The sequence below is a fragment of the Pseudomonas sp. LM13 genome, from assembly GCF_041381355.1.
Classification (GTDB): domain Bacteria; phylum Pseudomonadota; class Gammaproteobacteria; order Pseudomonadales; family Pseudomonadaceae; genus Stutzerimonas; species Stutzerimonas frequens.
The window spans coordinates 94422-109401 of the sequence record NZ_JACBXH010000002.1 but is presented as its reverse complement, the minus strand read 5'-3'; the positions used below and the strand labels follow the sequence as shown (position 1 = coordinate 109401).

The 14980-nt window shown below is 65.9% G+C and carries 15 protein-coding genes; 8 read left to right on the top strand and 7 right to left on the bottom strand.

All coding sequences use genetic code 11. The features are described from left to right. Positions 1 to 34: 34 nt before the first annotated feature. Genes HZR81_RS03265 through HZR81_RS03255 form a run of 3 tightly spaced genes read right to left on the bottom strand, consistent with a single transcriptional unit; the run spans position 35 to position 3612 of the window. Positions 35 to 1522 carry an MFS transporter gene (locus tag HZR81_RS03265; RefSeq protein WP_063544206.1) on the bottom strand — a complete coding sequence of 496 codons (1488 nt, stop codon included), beginning with the start codon at positions 1520 to 1522 and terminating at the stop codon, positions 35 to 37. Positions 1523 to 1536: 14 nt separating this feature from the next. Beyond that, positions 1537 to 1995: a universal stress protein gene (locus tag HZR81_RS03260; RefSeq protein ID WP_011912084.1), complete on the bottom strand. Its 459-nt coding sequence runs from the start codon at positions 1993 to 1995 to the stop codon at positions 1537 to 1539. 15 nt (positions 1996 to 2010) lie between these two features. Next, entirely contained in the window at positions 2011 to 3612 is a 1602-nt protein-coding gene (locus HZR81_RS03255) for an MFS transporter (RefSeq protein ID WP_063544204.1), read from the bottom strand. Positions 3613 to 3879: 267 nt separating this feature from the next. Here HZR81_RS03255 and HZR81_RS03250 point away from each other — a divergent pair, with 267 nt between their 5' ends. The 4 genes from HZR81_RS03250 to HZR81_RS03235 all read left to right on the top strand — a co-directional run bounded on the left by HZR81_RS03250 (position 3880) and on the right by HZR81_RS03235 (position 8184). After that, the gene (locus HZR81_RS03250; RefSeq protein ID WP_500127320.1) at positions 3880 to 5856 is read left to right on the top strand and encodes a histidine kinase; all 1977 of its coding nucleotides are present in this window, start codon (positions 3880 to 3882) and stop codon (positions 5854 to 5856) included. Continuing rightward, entirely contained in the window at positions 5834 to 6442 is a 609-nt protein-coding gene (gene narL / locus HZR81_RS03245; protein ID WP_230725413.1) for a two-component system response regulator NarL, read from the top strand. The genes HZR81_RS03250 and narL overlap by 23 nt, the downstream gene beginning before the upstream one ends. Before the next feature lie 162 nt (positions 6443 to 6604). Continuing rightward, positions 6605 to 7390 (top strand): type IV pili methyl-accepting chemotaxis transducer N-terminal domain-containing protein, encoded by a 786-nt coding sequence (locus tag HZR81_RS03240; protein WP_500127319.1) that lies wholly within the window; start codon positions 6605 to 6607, stop codon positions 7388 to 7390. Between the two features lie 98 nt (positions 7391 to 7488). Then, on the top strand, positions 7489 to 8184 hold the full coding sequence (locus HZR81_RS03235; RefSeq protein ID WP_500127318.1) for a Crp/Fnr family transcriptional regulator: 696 nt from the start codon (positions 7489 to 7491) through the stop codon (positions 8182 to 8184). A 6-nt stretch (positions 8185 to 8190) separates the two neighbouring features. On the opposite strand, the gene HZR81_RS03230 is transcribed toward HZR81_RS03235, so the two are convergent. After that, entirely contained in the window at positions 8191 to 8730 is a 540-nt protein-coding gene (locus HZR81_RS03230; RefSeq protein ID WP_253747384.1) for a DUF4345 domain-containing protein, read from the bottom strand. A 193-nt stretch (positions 8731 to 8923) separates the two neighbouring features. On the opposite strand from HZR81_RS03230, the gene HZR81_RS03225 reads away from it, so the two are divergent. Together HZR81_RS03225 and ypfJ are read left to right on the top strand one after the other, a co-directional pair. Continuing rightward, positions 8924 to 9358, top strand: a complete 435-nt coding sequence (locus tag HZR81_RS03225) for a DUF411 domain-containing protein (protein WP_125869424.1) — start codon at positions 8924 to 8926, stop codon at positions 9356 to 9358. Positions 9359 to 9485: 127 nt separating this feature from the next. Next, positions 9486 to 10340 carry a KPN_02809 family neutral zinc metallopeptidase gene (ypfJ, locus tag HZR81_RS03220; protein ID WP_500127317.1) on the top strand — a complete coding sequence of 285 codons (855 nt, stop codon included), beginning with the start codon at positions 9486 to 9488 and terminating at the stop codon, positions 10338 to 10340. Positions 10341 to 10571: 231 nt separating this feature from the next. Here the strand turns inward: ypfJ and HZR81_RS03215 are convergent, their stop codons facing one another. The 3 genes from HZR81_RS03215 to HZR81_RS03205 all read right to left on the bottom strand — a co-directional run bounded on the left by HZR81_RS03215 (position 10572) and on the right by HZR81_RS03205 (position 12659). Further along, a complete protein-coding gene (locus HZR81_RS03215; protein WP_063544190.1) occupies positions 10572 to 11162 on the bottom strand; it encodes an HAD family hydrolase in 591 nt (196 codons plus the stop codon). Beyond that, positions 11159 to 12028 (bottom strand): acyl-CoA thioesterase II, encoded by an 870-nt coding sequence (gene tesB, locus HZR81_RS03210; RefSeq protein WP_102840480.1) that lies wholly within the window; start codon positions 12026 to 12028, stop codon positions 11159 to 11161. The genes HZR81_RS03215 and tesB overlap by 4 nt, the downstream gene beginning before the upstream one ends. A gap of 76 nt (positions 12029 to 12104) precedes the next feature. Next, complete coding sequence (locus tag HZR81_RS03205; RefSeq protein WP_500127316.1) at positions 12105 to 12659, bottom strand: GNAT family N-acetyltransferase; 555 nt, start codon at positions 12657 to 12659, stop codon at positions 12105 to 12107. A 70-nt stretch (positions 12660 to 12729) separates the two neighbouring features. On the opposite strand from HZR81_RS03205, the gene HZR81_RS03200 reads away from it, so the two are divergent. Both HZR81_RS03200 and HZR81_RS03195 read left to right on the top strand, forming a co-directional pair. Next, entirely contained in the window at positions 12730 to 13650 is a 921-nt protein-coding gene (locus tag HZR81_RS03200) for a histone deacetylase family protein (protein ID WP_500127315.1), read from the top strand. A 52-nt stretch (positions 13651 to 13702) separates the two neighbouring features. Beyond that, the gene (locus tag HZR81_RS03195) at positions 13703 to 14953 is read left to right on the top strand and encodes a BaiN/RdsA family NAD(P)/FAD-dependent oxidoreductase (RefSeq protein WP_500127314.1); all 1251 of its coding nucleotides are present in this window, start codon (positions 13703 to 13705) and stop codon (positions 14951 to 14953) included. The last annotated feature ends 27 nt before the right edge of the window (positions 14954 to 14980 follow it).

Here is a 14980-nt window from a genome sequence, read left to right as displayed (position 1 = left end):
GCCGGGGTGGCTGGCGCATTCGTTCGGTGAAATTTCAGGACGCGAGCTTCTGGCGGGCCTCCAGCTCGCGGTCGACGCTGGACACGTAGTACTCGTCGGAGAACGCGCCCTCGGGCTCCTTCAGCCAGAGCAGGCAAAGCCCGAAGCTGACGAAGGCACCGGCGGCGATCACCATGAAGAACTGCGAGGGGGTCACGAAGGTGTAGAGGGTCAGGTAGCAGACGGCGCCGACGTTGCCGTAGGCCCCGGCCATGCCGGAGATCTGCCCGGTGACGCGGCGCTTGATCGAGGGGATGATCCCGAAGGTCGCACCCTCGGCGCCCTGGACGAACATCGAGCAGGCCACGGTGATGGCGACGGCGACGATCAGCGGCCAGGCGGCGTTCATCAGCCCCATCAGGAAGAAGCCGACGGCGATGCCGAGCATGTAGGCGAGCATGACGAAGCGGCGGTTGCCGAAGCGGTCGGAGACCAGCCCGCCCATGGGCCGCGCCACCAGGTTCACGAAGGCGAACGAGGCGGCGATGATGCCGGCGGTGGTCGGGGTCAGCCCCCAGGTCTGCTCGAAGAACATCGGCAACATCGAGACCACCGCCAGCTCCGCGCCGAAGTTGGCGAAGTAGGTGGAGTTCAGCGCGGCCACGGTGTTGAAGGGATACTTGTCGTCTTCCGGCACGCCCTTTTTCAGGATCGGCACGTTGACCCGCAGGATCTGCACGATCTGGAAAACCACCACCAGCGCGATCACCGCGTAGCTGATCAGCGCGCCGGTGGAACCCAGGTAGCCCAGCTTCTCGATGCGCCAGACGAGGATGCCGAGCACGCCGACCATGGGGATGGTCCAGATGATCAGCTTGATCATGTCGGCCCAGGTGCTGACTTCCAGCGCGCTGGCCTTGTGCGGCTTGCGGTGCACGGTGCCGGCTGGGCCGTCGGTAAGGGCGAACCAGTAGTACACACCGTAGACGGCCATGATGATCGCCGAGCTGGCGATCGCCCAGCGCCAGCCTTCCGGGCCACCGAAGGCGTGGATGGCGATGGCCGGCAGGCTCATGGCGGCGGCGGCGGAACCGAAGTTGCCCCAGCCGGCGTAGAAGCCTTCAGCGAAACCGATGTCCTTGGGCTTGAACCACATGGCGGTCATGTGGATGCCAACCACGAAGCTGGCGCCGATGGAGCTGAGGATCAGCCGCGACACCAGCAGCTGGGTGCGGCTGTCACCAAAGGCGAAGAACAGCGCCGGCGCGGCCATCACCACCAGCAGCACCGAAAACACCCGGCGCGGGCCCCAGTGGTCGAGCGCCATGCCGACCAGGATGCGCGCCGGGATGGTCAGCGCCACGTTGGCGATGGCGAATAGCTTGAGGTCTTCGGGCGTCAGCCAGTTCACGCTCTTCAGCATGCTCGAGGCCAGCGGCGCCATGCCGAACCAGACGAAGAAACAGATGTAGAAGGCGATCCAGGTCAGGTGCAGGGCCCGGATCTCGGGGCGCTTCCATTCGAACAGCGTAGAAACTCTCATGATGAGCTCCTCACTCAGGGGCAGGCTTGGATCAGGACCGGGCAAGGCGCCCGGCGGGCCAGGAAGGCGCTGACGCTGCCGAAGGTCATGTAGTCGAGCTCGTCGACCAGCAGATTCAGCGAGCGGGAGATGAAGCCGCCGTCCGGTTCGTTGGAATGCCGCGCGATGACCAGCAGGTCGGGCTTCTTGTGCTCGGCGGCCTTGAGAATCATCTTGCGGGCGTCGCCTTCGGCGAGGATCACATCGACGTCCAGGCCGAAGGCGCTGACCTTGGCCGCCGCCTCCTGCAGGAAGGCCTGGAATTCGCGACGCTCGCGCTCGTACAGCTCGACCGCCGAATCGCTGGTGTCGCGGGTCTCTTCCACCACGCCGATCAGCATGATCAGCGGCTTCAGCGGACCGAACATCTCGAGGGTGGCGTCCAGGGCTTTCCTGGCGTTACGCGAGTTGTCGTAGGCAATCATGATGTTCATGGCAGCTCTCCGGACTCAGGGGTTCTTCACGTAGGCGTTGGGGCGCAGGTAGAACCACCAGTTGAGGATCAGGCACAGCGCGTAGAACACCGCGAAGCCGTACATCGCCACTTCCGGGGTGCCGGCCTTGACCTGTTCGCCAATCACGATCGGGGCAACGAAGGAGCCGTAGGCGGCGACAGCGGAGGTCCAGCCGAGTACAGGGCCGGCCTTTTCGCGGTCGTAGATGACGCCGATGGTGCGGAAGGTCGATCCGTTGCCGATGCCGCTGGCGGCGAACAGCACCAGGAACAGCACCAGGAACAGGAAGAAGAACTCTTCGGGCTGGGCCGAGCCGTAGGCCTGCTGCATCACATAGCCGGCGGCTACCGAGGCACCGACCATGACCACCGAGATCACCTGGGTGACGATCGAGCCGCCGACCTTGTCGGAGATCCAGCCACCCAGCGGACGGATCAGGGCGCCGATGAACGGGCCGATCCAGGCGTAGGTCAGGGCGCTTGGTGCATTCGGGTTGGCAATGCGGGTTACGGTGCCGTCAGCCGCCACTTCGTTCATGAAGCCGAAGATCACGGTGATCGACAGCGGCAGCGCCATGGAGAAGCCGATGAAGGAACCGAAGGTCAGGATATAGAGGATGCTCATCGACCAGGTGTGCTTGTCCCGGAAGATGGTGAACTGGCGCTTGATGTTCGGCTTGATGCTGCCTGGCAGCATACGCAGCATGCCGAGGGTCAGGCCGATGGTGAGCAGCATCACGCCCCACATGTTCAGCACGCCGAGACCGGTCGGCGCTGGCAGGTACAGGTACAGGCCAAGCGCGGCAGCGACGAAGGCCACGCCGTAGAGGCCGAGAATCTTGCCAAAGGCGTTCAGCGGGTAGCCCGGGGTCGGCGAGATCACCAGCAGGTTGTTCATGCCGAACCAGCCGGCGAAGGCCAGCGGGACGAGGAACAGCAGCCAGACCCAGCCGGCGTTCTGGATCCAGGTTTCGGTACCGGCCGAGATCTTGCCGATCAGCGTACCGCTGTCCTTGATCAGCTCCATCGGCGCACCAGCTACAGCACCGAACACACCGGCGGTCATCACCAGCGGAATCAGGATCTGCATGGTGGTCACGCCGAAGTTGCCGAGGCCCGCGTTCAGGCCCAGGGCCAGGCCCTGCTGGTTCTTCGGGAAGAAGGTGCTGATGTTGCTCATCGAGCAGGCGAAGTTGCCGCCACCGATGCCGGAGAGAAAGGCCAGCAGCTGGAATACCCACAGCGGGGTGTCCTGGCTCTGCAGGGCAATGCCGGCGCCGGCTGCGGGAATCATCAGCAGCGCCGTGGTGAGGAAGATGGTGTTGCGCCCACCCGCGATGCGGATCATGAACGACGCCGGAATGCGCAAGGTGGCGCCGGTGAGACCGGCGATGGCGGTCAGGGTGAACAGCTCGGCGGGCGCGAATGGAAAGCCGAGGTTGAGCATCTGCACCGTGACGATGCCCCACATCAGCCAGATGGCGAAGCCCATCAGCAGACTCGGGATGGAGATCCAGAGGTTGCGATTGGCGACCCGCTTGCCGGTGGTGTCCCAGAAGACCAGGTCCTCCACGTCCCACTTTTCGATATTGCTCATGGTCGATCCTCTTGGCGCCAGGGCCCCACTTGCAAACGAAGCGGGACCACGAATGGCTCGCACGCTAAGGGCGAGGGATCGATCCGAAGTTGACTCAGGTCAACACGCACCTGCTGGCATTTTGCTCAGCGGCACCTTTCTACCTCCGACGGAGTACTCCTGTTTATCGAAAATAAATTCTTATTTATCAGATAGTTACTAAACAAACACGCAAGCGATGAAACGGCCTGAATCAGCCTGGAATGCATTGGGAGTACTTCCACGACCATGGCCAGCAGACGCCGCTGCGCGCAGAATGCGGCATCACCGTCTGACGATCCGACCATGCCTCAACTCGACCGCGACCAGCTCTCCACCCGCCACTCCATCGTCTTCAATACGCTGGTAGCGTTCGTCGTGATCATCGGCTTTTCCCTGGTCAGCATGCTGGCCAGCCTCTACCTGGCCGATGCGCTTGAAGGCGATGCCGAGGCCATCAACCAGGCCGGCAGCCTGCGCATGCAGGCCTACCGGTTGTCATTCACCGCGGAGCAGGGTCCGGAGGCGGCACTGGAGGCACGCATCGATACCCTTGAACGGACCCTGCGCTCCGCCTCGCTGCGCTCGGCCCTGCATCGTCATGGCAACACCGAGCTGCCTGCCCTGCACGCCGGAGTGTTGCGACACTGGCAGGAGCGCATGCGCCCGCTGCTCGACGCACAGCCACCGCAGCTGGAGGACTATCGCCGGGAGGTACCGGAGTTCGTCAGGGAGCTGGACGTCTTCGTGCGCTCCCTGCAGGAAGCCTCCGAAGGCAAGCTTGGCGTCATCCGTGCCCTGCAGGCGGGGACGCTGTTCGTCATCGTGCTGATCGCCTTCGTGCTGATCTACGGCCTGCACAACAACCTGGCCACGCCGCTGCGCAGCCTGACCAAGCTGGCGCGCGACATCGGCAAGGGTGACTTCAGCGGCGAGGTACAGATCCCCGGCGAAACCGAGCTGAGCCTGCTGGCCCGCACCCTCAACCAGATGAGCAAGGAGCTGGCCAGCCTCTATGCCGACATGGAGCAGAAGGTCGACGACAAGACCGCCGCCCTCACCCGCAGCAACGCCACGCTGCAGCTGCTATTCAACAGTGCGCGCATGCTCTACAGCCAGCCGGACGACCCTTCGCAGATGATGGGCTCGCTGCTCGCCAAGATGCAGCAGATCCTCGGCACCGGGCCGATCTCGCTGTGCCTGAACCGCTCGGCCGAAGCCGGCAGCCATACCGCCATGACATCCCGCGATCTGCGCCCGCCGGAATACTGCAAGCTGCCGCAATGCGGGACCTGTCTGGTCAACCAGACCGGTCGCCTGCCGAGCGGCGAGGAGCTGATGTCCTTCGAATTGCGCTCCGGCCAGGATGACCTCGGCTCGCTGCGCGTCGCCCACCCGCCAGGCCAGCCACTGGAAGCCTGGCAGACCCTGCTGCTGACCACCCTCGCCGACCTCTTCGCCGCCTCCCTGAGCCTGGCGCAGCTGGGCCAGAAGCAGGCGCGCCTGGCGCTGATGGAGGAACGCGCGGTCATCGCCCGCGAGCTGCACGACTCGCTGGCCCAGGCGCTCTCGGCGCAGAAACTGCAGTTGGCGCGGCTCAAGCGGCTGATGCTCAAAGACAGCAGTCCGGCCCAGCTGGACGACAGCGTGCAGCAGATCGATCAGGGGCTCAATGCGGCCTACCGCCAGCTGCGCGAGCTGCTCACCACCTTTCGCATCAAGGTCAACGAGCCGGGGCTGAAACCCGCCCTGCAGGCCACCATCGAGGAGTTCAGCGCCAACTCCGGGCTGCTGATCGAGCACGACTATCAGCTCGACCACTGCCCGCTGACGCCCAACGAGGAGGTGCATTGCCTGCAGATCATCCGCGAAGCCTTGAGCAACGTCGTCAAGCATGCCGAGGCCGAGCATTGCTGGCTGCGCCTGACCCAGGATGACAGCGGCACCATCCACGTCAGGATCGAGGACGATGGCATCGGCATTGAACCCGAAGGCCAACGCGCCGGGCACTATGGCCTGATCATCCTGCAGGAGCGTGCCAGCAGCCTGAACGGCAGGATCAGCATCGATCGGCGCCCCGGCGGTGGCACCCTCGTGCATCTGGCGTTTCCACCCGTCTATCGCAACATTCCCGTGAAACAGGAGCCTGTCACGCATGAACGAAGGAACTACCACACGAATCCTGCTGGTGGACGACCATCCCATGATGCGTCGGGGCCTACGTGATCTGCTGGACCTGGAAGACGACCTGGAAACGGTCGGCGAGGCCGGCAACGGCGAAGACGCCATCCGCCTGGCCCAGGAAGTGGAGCCGGACCTGATCCTGATGGACCTGAACATGCCGGGCATCGACGGCCTGGAGACCACTCGGCGCATGCGCGACGCGGATATCGACGCGCGGATCATCATGTTCACCGTTTCCGACGAACAGGGCCACGTGCTCGAGGCGCTGCGCAACGGCGCCGACGGCTACCTGCTCAAGGACATGGATGCCGAACAGCTGATCGAGCAGATCCGCATCGCCGCCACTGGCCGCATGGCCCTGAGCCCGGAGCTGACCCAGGTGCTCGCCGAAGCCATCCGGGTGCGCCCCAAGCCCAGCGGGCAGGTGCAGTTCTCCAGCCTGACCAAGCGTGAGAAGGAAGTATTGCGGCAGATCGCCAAGGGCCAGAGCAACAAGATGATCGCGCGCAAGCTCGGCATCACCGAGGGCACCGTCAAGGTCCATGTGAAGAACCTGCTGCACAAGCTGGGCCTGCGCTCGCGGGTCGAAGCGGCGGTCTGGGTGCTGGAGAACGAAGCGAAGGGCTGATCGTGCCGACTGCGTTTCTGTGCGCTGTCACGCATCTCCTGATAACGCTCCCCAGCCCTTGACGATCATCAATGCCAACGCGGTGAAGCGCTCTATCGTCTCGTCCTCGTCGAACTGACCAGCCGGTCAGCATCGCGCCCGACCGGATGTAAGGAGCGCTCCATGTTCAAGATCCTGCTGCCCACTTCCCTGCTGCTCGGCCTGCTGGCCGCCAGCTCGCCCTGCCTGGCCGCCATCAGCGACGCCGAGGCGGTCAACCGCGCCGGCATGCAGCGCATGCTCAGCCAGCGCATCGCCAAGAACTATCTGATGATCGGCAGCGAAACCCGTGTCGACCTCGCCGCCCGCCAGCTCGACAGCAGCATCGCCAGCATCGAGGAAAATACCCAGCTGCTCGACGAATACGCGCCCAGCGACAGCGTGCGCAAGGCGCTACAGGATGCAACCCAGACCTGGGCCGAGTATCGCCAGCTCGCCCTGGGCCGGCCGGATCGCGAACAGTCGGCGGAACTGCTGCGCCTGGCCGAACGCTTCCTCGCCCAGAGCGAAAACCTGGTCCAGGCCATCGAGCGGCACAGCGGCAGCCAGGCGGCGCAACTGGTCAACCGCAGCGGTCGCCAGCGCATGCTCAGCCAGCGCATCGCGATGCTTTACCTGGCGATGGCCTGGAAGCTGCCGGACCCGCGCCTGCGCAGCGACTTCGATGCGGCGGTCAGCGAGTTCGAGCGCGGCCAGACGGAACTGCAGAAGGCGCCGCAGAACACCGAAGAGATCCGCCGTCAGCTCGAGCAGATCGACACCCAGTGGCGCTTCGCCCGGGCCGGCTTCAGCCTGGCGGATGACTCGCGCTTCGTGCCTACGGTGATCGTCACCACCAGCGATTCGCTGCTGCGCAAGATCGAGCAACTGACCCTCGACTACGAACGCCTGGCCGGCGGCGCACGCTGAGCGCCGGCCGCCACCGGCTGCCTAGAAAGAGGTATGGCTTAGGGACAATGGGATAGAGGCATCTTGCAACCTAGCATGCCCACATCGAAAGGAAGGGGATGGCCATGCTGACAGGCTCCACCGTGCTCAACACATTGCGCCGTCATCATCTGTTCCGCGGCCTGAGCGAGACATCGCTGCACGCCATCGCCTCGCATACCACGGCCAAGCGCCTGCCCGCCGGATGCACGCTGTTCCACCAGGGCGATGCCGCCGAGCATTTCCATCTGCTGATCAGCGGTCAGGTCAAACTGCACCGGGTCACCAGCGATGGCCAGGAAAAGGTGATCGAAGTGATCCGGCCCGGCGAGGCATTCGCCGAAACCATGCTGTTCGACAAGCTGCCCGAACATCCGCTGAGCGCCACCACGCTCAAGGAGAGCCTGGTGCTCAACGTGCAGAACAGCCACTACCTGCGCCTGCTGGAGAATCAGCCGAAGCTGTGCATGCAGCTGCTCAGCAGTCTGAGCGCCCGGCTCAACCAGCGCCTGCATCAGATCGACAACCTGACCTCATCCAATGTCTGCCAGCGCGTGGTGCGCTATCTGTTCCAGGAGCTGCAGGCTGCGCACAGCGACGTCATCGATCTGGATCTGCCCAAGCGCCTGATCGCCTCGCAGCTCGGCATCCAGCCGGAAACCCTCTCGCGCATCCTGCACCGGCTGACCGACGCGGGCCTGATCGCCGTGCAGCGGCGGCGTATCGAAATACTCGACCAGCACAGTCTCTCGGCCTATCTGGAAGCGGCGGCCTGAACGGGCTCAGTCATCGGGACTGCCGCGCCGAAACGGCTGCGGCGCGACTTCACTGGCAGCAGGTTCGACCGGCGGCGGGCCGTCACCGAGCTGAAACGGTTTCGGCGGTTCGCTGACCAGCCTGCGAGTGGCCGGCTCGATGCGCTCGGGTTCCGCCTCGGGACGTTCGCGGATGACCTGCCAGGCGACGCCTGCCAGAACCGCAGCCAGCACCCGGTAGATCAACGAGGCCAGGTCGAAGCCAACCAGTGCGCTGTCATCCAGCAAGAGCGAAACCAGCCTGCCGAGTACCAGCGCCGTCAGGGTCATCATCAGCATCATCAGCGCCGGCCGCGCCCGTTCGGGGGCACGCGCGGCCCAGATCAGGAAGGCCGCCAGGCCCAGCTGCAGACCACCGTAGTAGACCCGCATATGGCTGACAGAGGCCTCTTCCATCAACAGCATGCCGTTCAGGTTGGCCATCTCGTAGGGGCGCAACCAGTAGGCCAGGCTCAGGCAGGCCATCACCAGCGCCTGCGCGAGCAGAACGAAACGGGCAAAACGCATCGAAAACTCTCCTGATGGGTGCGACTCGCTCTTCCGGTTGGCATGGGACTGCCGCGCCGCCCTTTTGTTCTGCGCCCGAGCACACGGCCGGCGGTCCGAACACCACGCCGGCGGTGACAATTGCACACGACTCGCAGCTTGGGGATGGTCGCGAGCCGGCGTATTCTGGGCGCCTCGCTGATTGGAGATGCCCATGCGCCGCCTTCTGCTTCTACCCGTCCTGCTCGCCGGCTTCGCCCAGGCGGCCGACCCCATCGCCATCGACGTCTACCGCGACCCCAACTGCGGCTGCTGCAAGGCGTGGATCGAGCATCTGGAAGACAACGGCTTCGCCGTTGCCGATCATGTGGTCAACGACATGACCTCGGTGAAGATGGAACATGGGATTCCACACCGTCTCGGTTCCTGTCACACCGGCGTGATCGACGGCAAGTTCGTCGAAGGCCACGTACCGGCGGCCGACATCCTCAAGCTGCGCGCGCAACCCGACCTGATCGGTGCCGCCGTTCCGGGCATGCCGGTCGGCTCGCCCGGTATGGAGATGGGCGAGCGCAAGGACGCCTTTCAGGTGATCGGCGTCAGCAAGCAGGGCCAGGAGCGGGTGATCTCCGAGTACCCGGGCAACTGATAGCGCCGGCGCGACCCGAGCCCACACCCGCTGCAGCTTTTTTGCCCGCTCACGGGTCTGAGTGGAAGGCGTTGGCCGCTTCGCTGCGGCCGCGACGCTCCCATCCACCATTTCCGAGGGGCAACTCATGCGCTGGAAACGAGCCCGACGCAGCGACAACGTAGTGGACGCCAGGGGCCGCAGTGGCATGCGCCTGGGCGGCCTGGGTCTGGGCGGCATCGCCATCGTGGTGGTGATCGGCCTGCTCTCCGGCCAGGACCCGCTGCAGATCCTCGACCAGCTGGCCAACCAGGGCGGGCCTGCAGTCTCCCAACAAAGCCAGCGCACGACCGGCGACGATCCACAGGTGGAATTCGTCCGCGCTGTGCTCGGCGACACCGAAGACACCTGGCGCGCGCTGTTCCAGCAGAACGGCGTGCAGTATCGCGACCCGACCCTGGTGCTGTTTCGCGGCGGCGTGAACTCGGCCTGCGGCTTCGCCAGTTCAGCGGTCGGCCCGTTCTACTGCCCCGGCGATCAGCAGGTCTACCTCGACCTGCAGTTCTTCGACGAGATGGCCCGGCGCTTTTCCGCTGCGGGCGACTTCGCCCAGGCCTATGTGATCGCCCATGAAGTTGGCCATCACGTGCAGACGCTGCTCGGCGTTTCCCGGCAGATGCAGGCGGCCCGCCAGCGCGGTGCGCAGATGGAAGGCGACAACGGCCTGCTGGTGCGCCAGGAATTGCAGGCCGACTGCTATGCCGGCGTCTGGGCCTATCACGCGCAGCAACGCCACGACTGGCTGGAAGAAGGCGATCTGGAAGAAGCGCTGAACGCCGCCAACGCCATCGGCGACGACAACCTGCAGAAACGCAGCCAGGGCCGCGTGGTGCCGGATGCCTTTACCCACGGTACCTCGGCGCAGCGGGTGCGCTGGTTCCGCGATGGCTTCGAACATGGCGATCCGGCGCGCTGCGACACCTTCAAGGCGGCGCGGCTGTAGGCACTTCCAGGCGTGCCCCTACCCTTACGCGGCTGCGGGCACGCATGGGAGGGTCGTTGCGATGACTGGTGGGCTGAAGCCCACCCTACAATGACTTTCCAGCGCCGCTGCCCTCTCCGACACGACACCCGGCACATGGAACCTGGCACGTGGCACGTGCCACGTGGCGTAGGGTGGGCTTCAGCCCACCAGCAAGACCAGTGCAAATAGTCGCAAGGCCGAAATCCGCTCTCAGCCCAGCATGCCGTGCAGAGCACGACAATCAGGCGCGTACAGATCGGCCAGTTCCGGCCATTCGTTGTGCGGGACGTTGACCAGCACCCCGCGCGCGCCGGCGGCACGGGCGCATTCCAGGTCGAAGCGGTAATCGCCGACCATCAGCATCGCCTCCGGTGCCACGCCCCAGCGCTCGGCCAGCTGCAGCAGTCCGCCCGGATGCGGCTTGGGCGGCGCCTCGTCGCGACCGAGGATGTCTTCGGCGAGAAAGCAGTCACCCATGCCCACCGCCTGCAGGGTCACCAGCGCCAGTTCATGGGCATTGCGGGTCAGCACGCCGAGGCGGCAGCCGCGCTCGCGCAGCGCATGCAGCAGCTCGCGGGCGCCTTCGGCCGGGCGTGCGGCGTAGGCCAGCTCGCGCTCGTGCTCCAGCAGCCAGGCACGCTTGGCCGCCGCTTCGTCGGCCGGCAGCGCGGCCAGGTGATGGAGGATGTCGTCCTCCTCGGGAATCTCCAGGGCGCGGCGGATCGCGGCGAAATCGTGCACGGCGATGGTCAGGGTGCCGTCCATGTCGAACACCCAGTGCCGTACCTCGGTGATCGTCACATCCAGTCCTCGCGTACGCGGATCAGGCCTTCCTGCGCCACCGAGGCGACCAGCTCGCCCTGGCGGTTGAAAATGCTGCCACGGGCGAAGCCGCGGGCATTGCCGGCCCAGGGGCTGTCGATGGAGTACAGCAGCCAGTCGTCCATCTTCACTTCGCGGTGGAACCAGATGGCATGATCGAGGCTGGCCAGCTGGATGAACTTGCTCCACGAGCTGACGCCGTGGGGCTGCAACGCGGTGCCGATAAAGCTGAAGTCCGAGGCGTAGGCGAGCAGGTACTTGTGCAGCGCCGGGCTGTCGGGCAGCGAGCCGTCGGCACGGAACCACAGGTGGCGCACCGGTTCGATCGGCTGCGGGTTGGCCGGGTCGACCAGGGTGACCGGGCGGATTTCGATGGGCTTGGGTCGGCGCAGCTTCTCCATCACCCGCTCGGGCACCATCGGCGACAGCTTGTGCAGCAGCTCCCACTCGTTGGGTAGGTCGTCCGGCCCGACCACGTCCGGCATCGGCAACTGGTGCTCGTAGCCGCTCTCCTGGGCCTGGAACGAGGCGATGCCGGTGAAGATGGTCTGCCCCTTCTGGATCGCGCTGACCCGCCGCGTGGTGAAGCTGCCGCCATCGCGCACGCGATCGACGTCGTACACCACCGGCTGGTGCGAGTCGCCGGGACGCAGGAAGTAACCGTGCAGCGAATGCACATGGCGCTCCGGTGTCACCGTCTGGCTGGCGGCGGAGATCACCTGGCCGAGCACCTGCCCGCCGAACAGCTGGGGAAAGCCGAGGTCCTGGCTGGCGCCACGGAACAGGTTTTCCTCGATGCGTTCCAGGGTCAGCAGATTGACCAGGGCGTCGAGTATCTGGGTCATTTCGGCATCCTTGATAAGGGGGGCGGACAGGCGCGCCATGTTACGGATTTCGCCGGCAACGCTCCAGCAACAGGGCTTATTGTCGCCAATCGCCCCGCTGCAGCCGGTAGAGCAGCTGCTCGTGCAACGGGTGCCCCGCCGCCAGCTCCGGGTGGGCAAAGGACGCAGCCTGATCGGCGCGCATGCCCAGCTCCGCCACCAGCTGCTTGGCCGGCTCGTTGATCTGCGCCATGCAGGCGACCACCTCGGGCAATTCGAGGGTGACGAAGGCATGCTGCAGGACGGCCCGTGCCGCCTCAAGCACCAGGCCCTGGCCCCATTGTTCGCAGGCCACGCCCCAGCGCAATTCCACCGCTGACTCTGGCAGCGACGGCGGCGCCCAGCCGAGCCCGCAGTAGCCGACAAACGCTCCATTGTCCTTGCGCTCCAGCGCCCACAGACCGAAGCCGTGGCGCAACAGATGCAGGCGGCTGCGCACCATCATCGCGGCACACTCGTCCCGCGTCAGAGGCGCCGGCTCGTAGCGCATGACCTCCGCATCGGCGCACAGCTGCGTCAACGCTTCAAGATCGTCGTCGTGCCAGCTGCGCAGCCGCAGACGCGAGGTTTCGAGGGCGATTCGATCGACCATCCTTGCTCCTTGAGCGCGTCGACGGGCAGCCTGCATACTGCGGCGCACATCTGTCGAACGCGCGTGGTTCATGTCCCTTCCCCTGGTCTATCACGACGATTACAGCCCGCCGCTGCCGCCGGGCCATCGTTTTCCCATGGAGAAGTTTCGCTTGCTGCGTGACCACCTGGTCACCCTGGGTATGACCACGGACGCGGGCCTGTTGCGCCCGCAACTGTGCAGCAGCGATATCCTCACTCTGGCTCATGACGCCGATTATGTCGCGCGCTACTGCAGCGGCGAGATGGGCCGCGACGAGCTACGCCGCCTTGGCCTGCCCTGGAGCCCGGAGCTGGCGCAGCGCACCGTGCGGGCGGTCGGCGGCTCGCTGCTGGCCGCCGAGCAGGCACTGCAGCATGGCCTGGCCTGCCACCTGGCCGGCGGCACGCACCATGCGCATCGCGATCACGCCTCCGGCTTCTGCATCTTCAACGATCTGGCGGTGATCGCGCTGTATCTGCTGGAGAGCGGACGTGTCGGCCGCGTGCTGATCTTCGACTGTGACGTGCACCAGGGCGACGGCACCGCGCGCATCCTGGAGAACGTGCCGGATGCGGTGACCGTCTCGCTGCACTGCGAGAAGAACTTCCCCACCCGCAAGGCCCATAGCGACTGGGATATTCCGCTGCCACCGGGCATGGGCGACGAGGCTTACCTCAAGGTCGTGCACGACACCCTGAACTACCTGCTGCCGATCTATCAGCCGGATCTGGTGCTCTATGACGCCGGTGTCGACGTCCACCGCGACGACGCCCTGGGCCTGCTCTCGCTGACCGACGCCGGACTCGCCGCGCGCGACAGCGCGGTGCTCGATCACTGCCTGGGTCGAGACATTCCCGTGGTAGGGCTGATCGGCGGCGGCTACGACAAGGACCGCGCCCTGCTCGCCCGTCGTCATGCGACCCTGCATGTCAGCGCCCACTCGGCCTGGCAGCGCCACGGGCTCGGCTGAGCAACCGTCAGCGGCTACAATTCCCGCCCCGCTCGCCTGCCCGGTTGCCGCCATGCCCCAGCCCTCCTCTTTTCGCGTCGCCATCATCGGTGGTGGTCCGGCCGGCCTGATGGCCGCCGAGGTGCTCGGCCAGGCAGGCGTGAATGTCGACCTGTATGACGCCATGCCCTCGGTGGGGCGCAAGTTCCTGCTGGCCGGCGTTGGCGGCATGAACATCACCCACGCCGAGGACTACGCCGCGTTCGTCAGCCGCTACGCCAAGCGCGCCGGCGACCTGCGACCGCTGCTCGATGCCTTCACCCCGGATGCGCTGCGCGAATGGATTCACGGGCTGGGCATCGACACCTTTGTCGGCAGTTCGGGCCGGGTGTTTCCCACCGACATGAAGGCCGCGCCCCTGCTGCGCGCCTGGCTCAAGCGCCTGCGTGAAAGCGGCGTGCAGCTGCGTACCCGCCAGCGCTGGCTGGGCTGGGACGAGCATGGCGCGCTGCGTATCGCCGGGCCACAAGGCGAAAGCCTGTTCGAGGCGGACGCCACCCTGCTCGCCCTCGGCGGCGGCAGTTGGGCCAGACTGGGTTCGGATGGCGCCTGGGTGCCCTTGCTGCAGAACCGCGGGATCGCCATCGCGCCGCTGCAGCCGGCCAACTGCGGCTTCGAAGTGGCCGGCTGGAGCGAGCACCTGCGGGAGAAATTCGCCGGCGCGCCGCTGAAGACGGTCAGCCTGGCGCTGCCCGGCGAAGCACCGCGCAAGGGCGAGTTCGTGCTCACCGCCACGGGCATCGAGGGCAGCCTGGTCTACGCGCTCTCGGCGCCGATCCGCAACACGATCAACCGTGACGGCGCTGCCACGGTACTGCTCGACCTGCTGCCGGATCGCACCCTGACGCAGATCGCCAGCGCCCTGGCCAGACCGCGAGGTTCGCAGTCCATGGCCAAGCACCTGCACCGCCAGCTGAAGCTCGATGGCGTCAAGGCGGCGCTGTTGCGCGAGCTGACCGATGCCACGACCTTCCAGGCCCCGCAGGCCCTGGCCGCCGCGATCAAGGCGCTGCCCATCCGCCTGGTCCGCCCGCGTCCGCTGGACGAGGCGATCAGCAGCGCCGGCGGCGTGCCCTTCGAGGAACTGGACGAGGGTCTGATGCTGCGCCGGCTACCCGGCGTGTTCTGCGCCGGCGAAATGCTCGACTGGGAAGCGCCGACCGGTGGCTATCTGCTGACCGCCTGCTTTGCCAGCGGGCGCGCCGCGGCCGAAGGCATGCTGCGCTGGCTGCGTGCCAACGTGCCGGCAAACGCGCCGCGCTGAACGGTGCGCTGCCGGCCGCACGGCCCT

Bases quoted from the DNA above. Each gene is read 5' to 3' on its own strand.
- HZR81_RS03265 (WP_063544206.1), bottom strand. From the start codon at position 1,522: ATGAGAGTTTCTACGCTGTTCGAATGGAAGCGCCCCGAGATCCGGGCC.
- HZR81_RS03260 (WP_011912084.1), bottom strand. From the start codon at position 1,995: ATGAACATCATGATTGCCTACGACAACTCGCGTAACGCCAGGAAAGCC.
- HZR81_RS03255 (WP_063544204.1), bottom strand. From the start codon at position 3,612: ATGAGCAATATCGAAAAGTGGGACGTGGAGGACCTGGTCTTCTGGGAC.
- HZR81_RS03250 (WP_500127320.1), top strand. From the start codon at position 3,880: ATGGCCAGCAGACGCCGCTGCGCGCAGAATGCGGCATCACCGTCTGAC.
- narL (WP_230725413.1), top strand. From the start codon at position 5,834: ATGATGCGTCGGGGCCTACGTGATCTGCTGGACCTGGAAGACGACCTG.
- HZR81_RS03240 (WP_500127319.1), top strand. From the start codon at position 6,605: ATGTTCAAGATCCTGCTGCCCACTTCCCTGCTGCTCGGCCTGCTGGCC.
- HZR81_RS03235 (WP_500127318.1), top strand. From the start codon at position 7,489: ATGGCCATGCTGACAGGCTCCACCGTGCTCAACACATTGCGCCGTCAT.
- HZR81_RS03230 (WP_253747384.1), bottom strand. From the start codon at position 8,730: ATGCGTTTTGCCCGTTTCGTTCTGCTCGCGCAGGCGCTGGTGATGGCC.
- HZR81_RS03225 (WP_125869424.1), top strand. From the start codon at position 8,924: ATGCGCCGCCTTCTGCTTCTACCCGTCCTGCTCGCCGGCTTCGCCCAG.
- ypfJ (WP_500127317.1), top strand. From the start codon at position 9,486: ATGCGCTGGAAACGAGCCCGACGCAGCGACAACGTAGTGGACGCCAGG.
- tesB (WP_102840480.1), bottom strand. From the start codon at position 12,028: ATGACCCAGATACTCGACGCCCTGGTCAATCTGCTGACCCTGGAACGC.
- HZR81_RS03205 (WP_500127316.1), bottom strand. From the start codon at position 12,659: ATGGTCGATCGAATCGCCCTCGAAACCTCGCGTCTGCGGCTGCGCAGC.
- HZR81_RS03200 (WP_500127315.1), top strand. From the start codon at position 12,730: ATGTCCCTTCCCCTGGTCTATCACGACGATTACAGCCCGCCGCTGCCG.
- HZR81_RS03195 (WP_500127314.1), top strand. From the start codon at position 13,703: ATGCCCCAGCCCTCCTCTTTTCGCGTCGCCATCATCGGTGGTGGTCCG.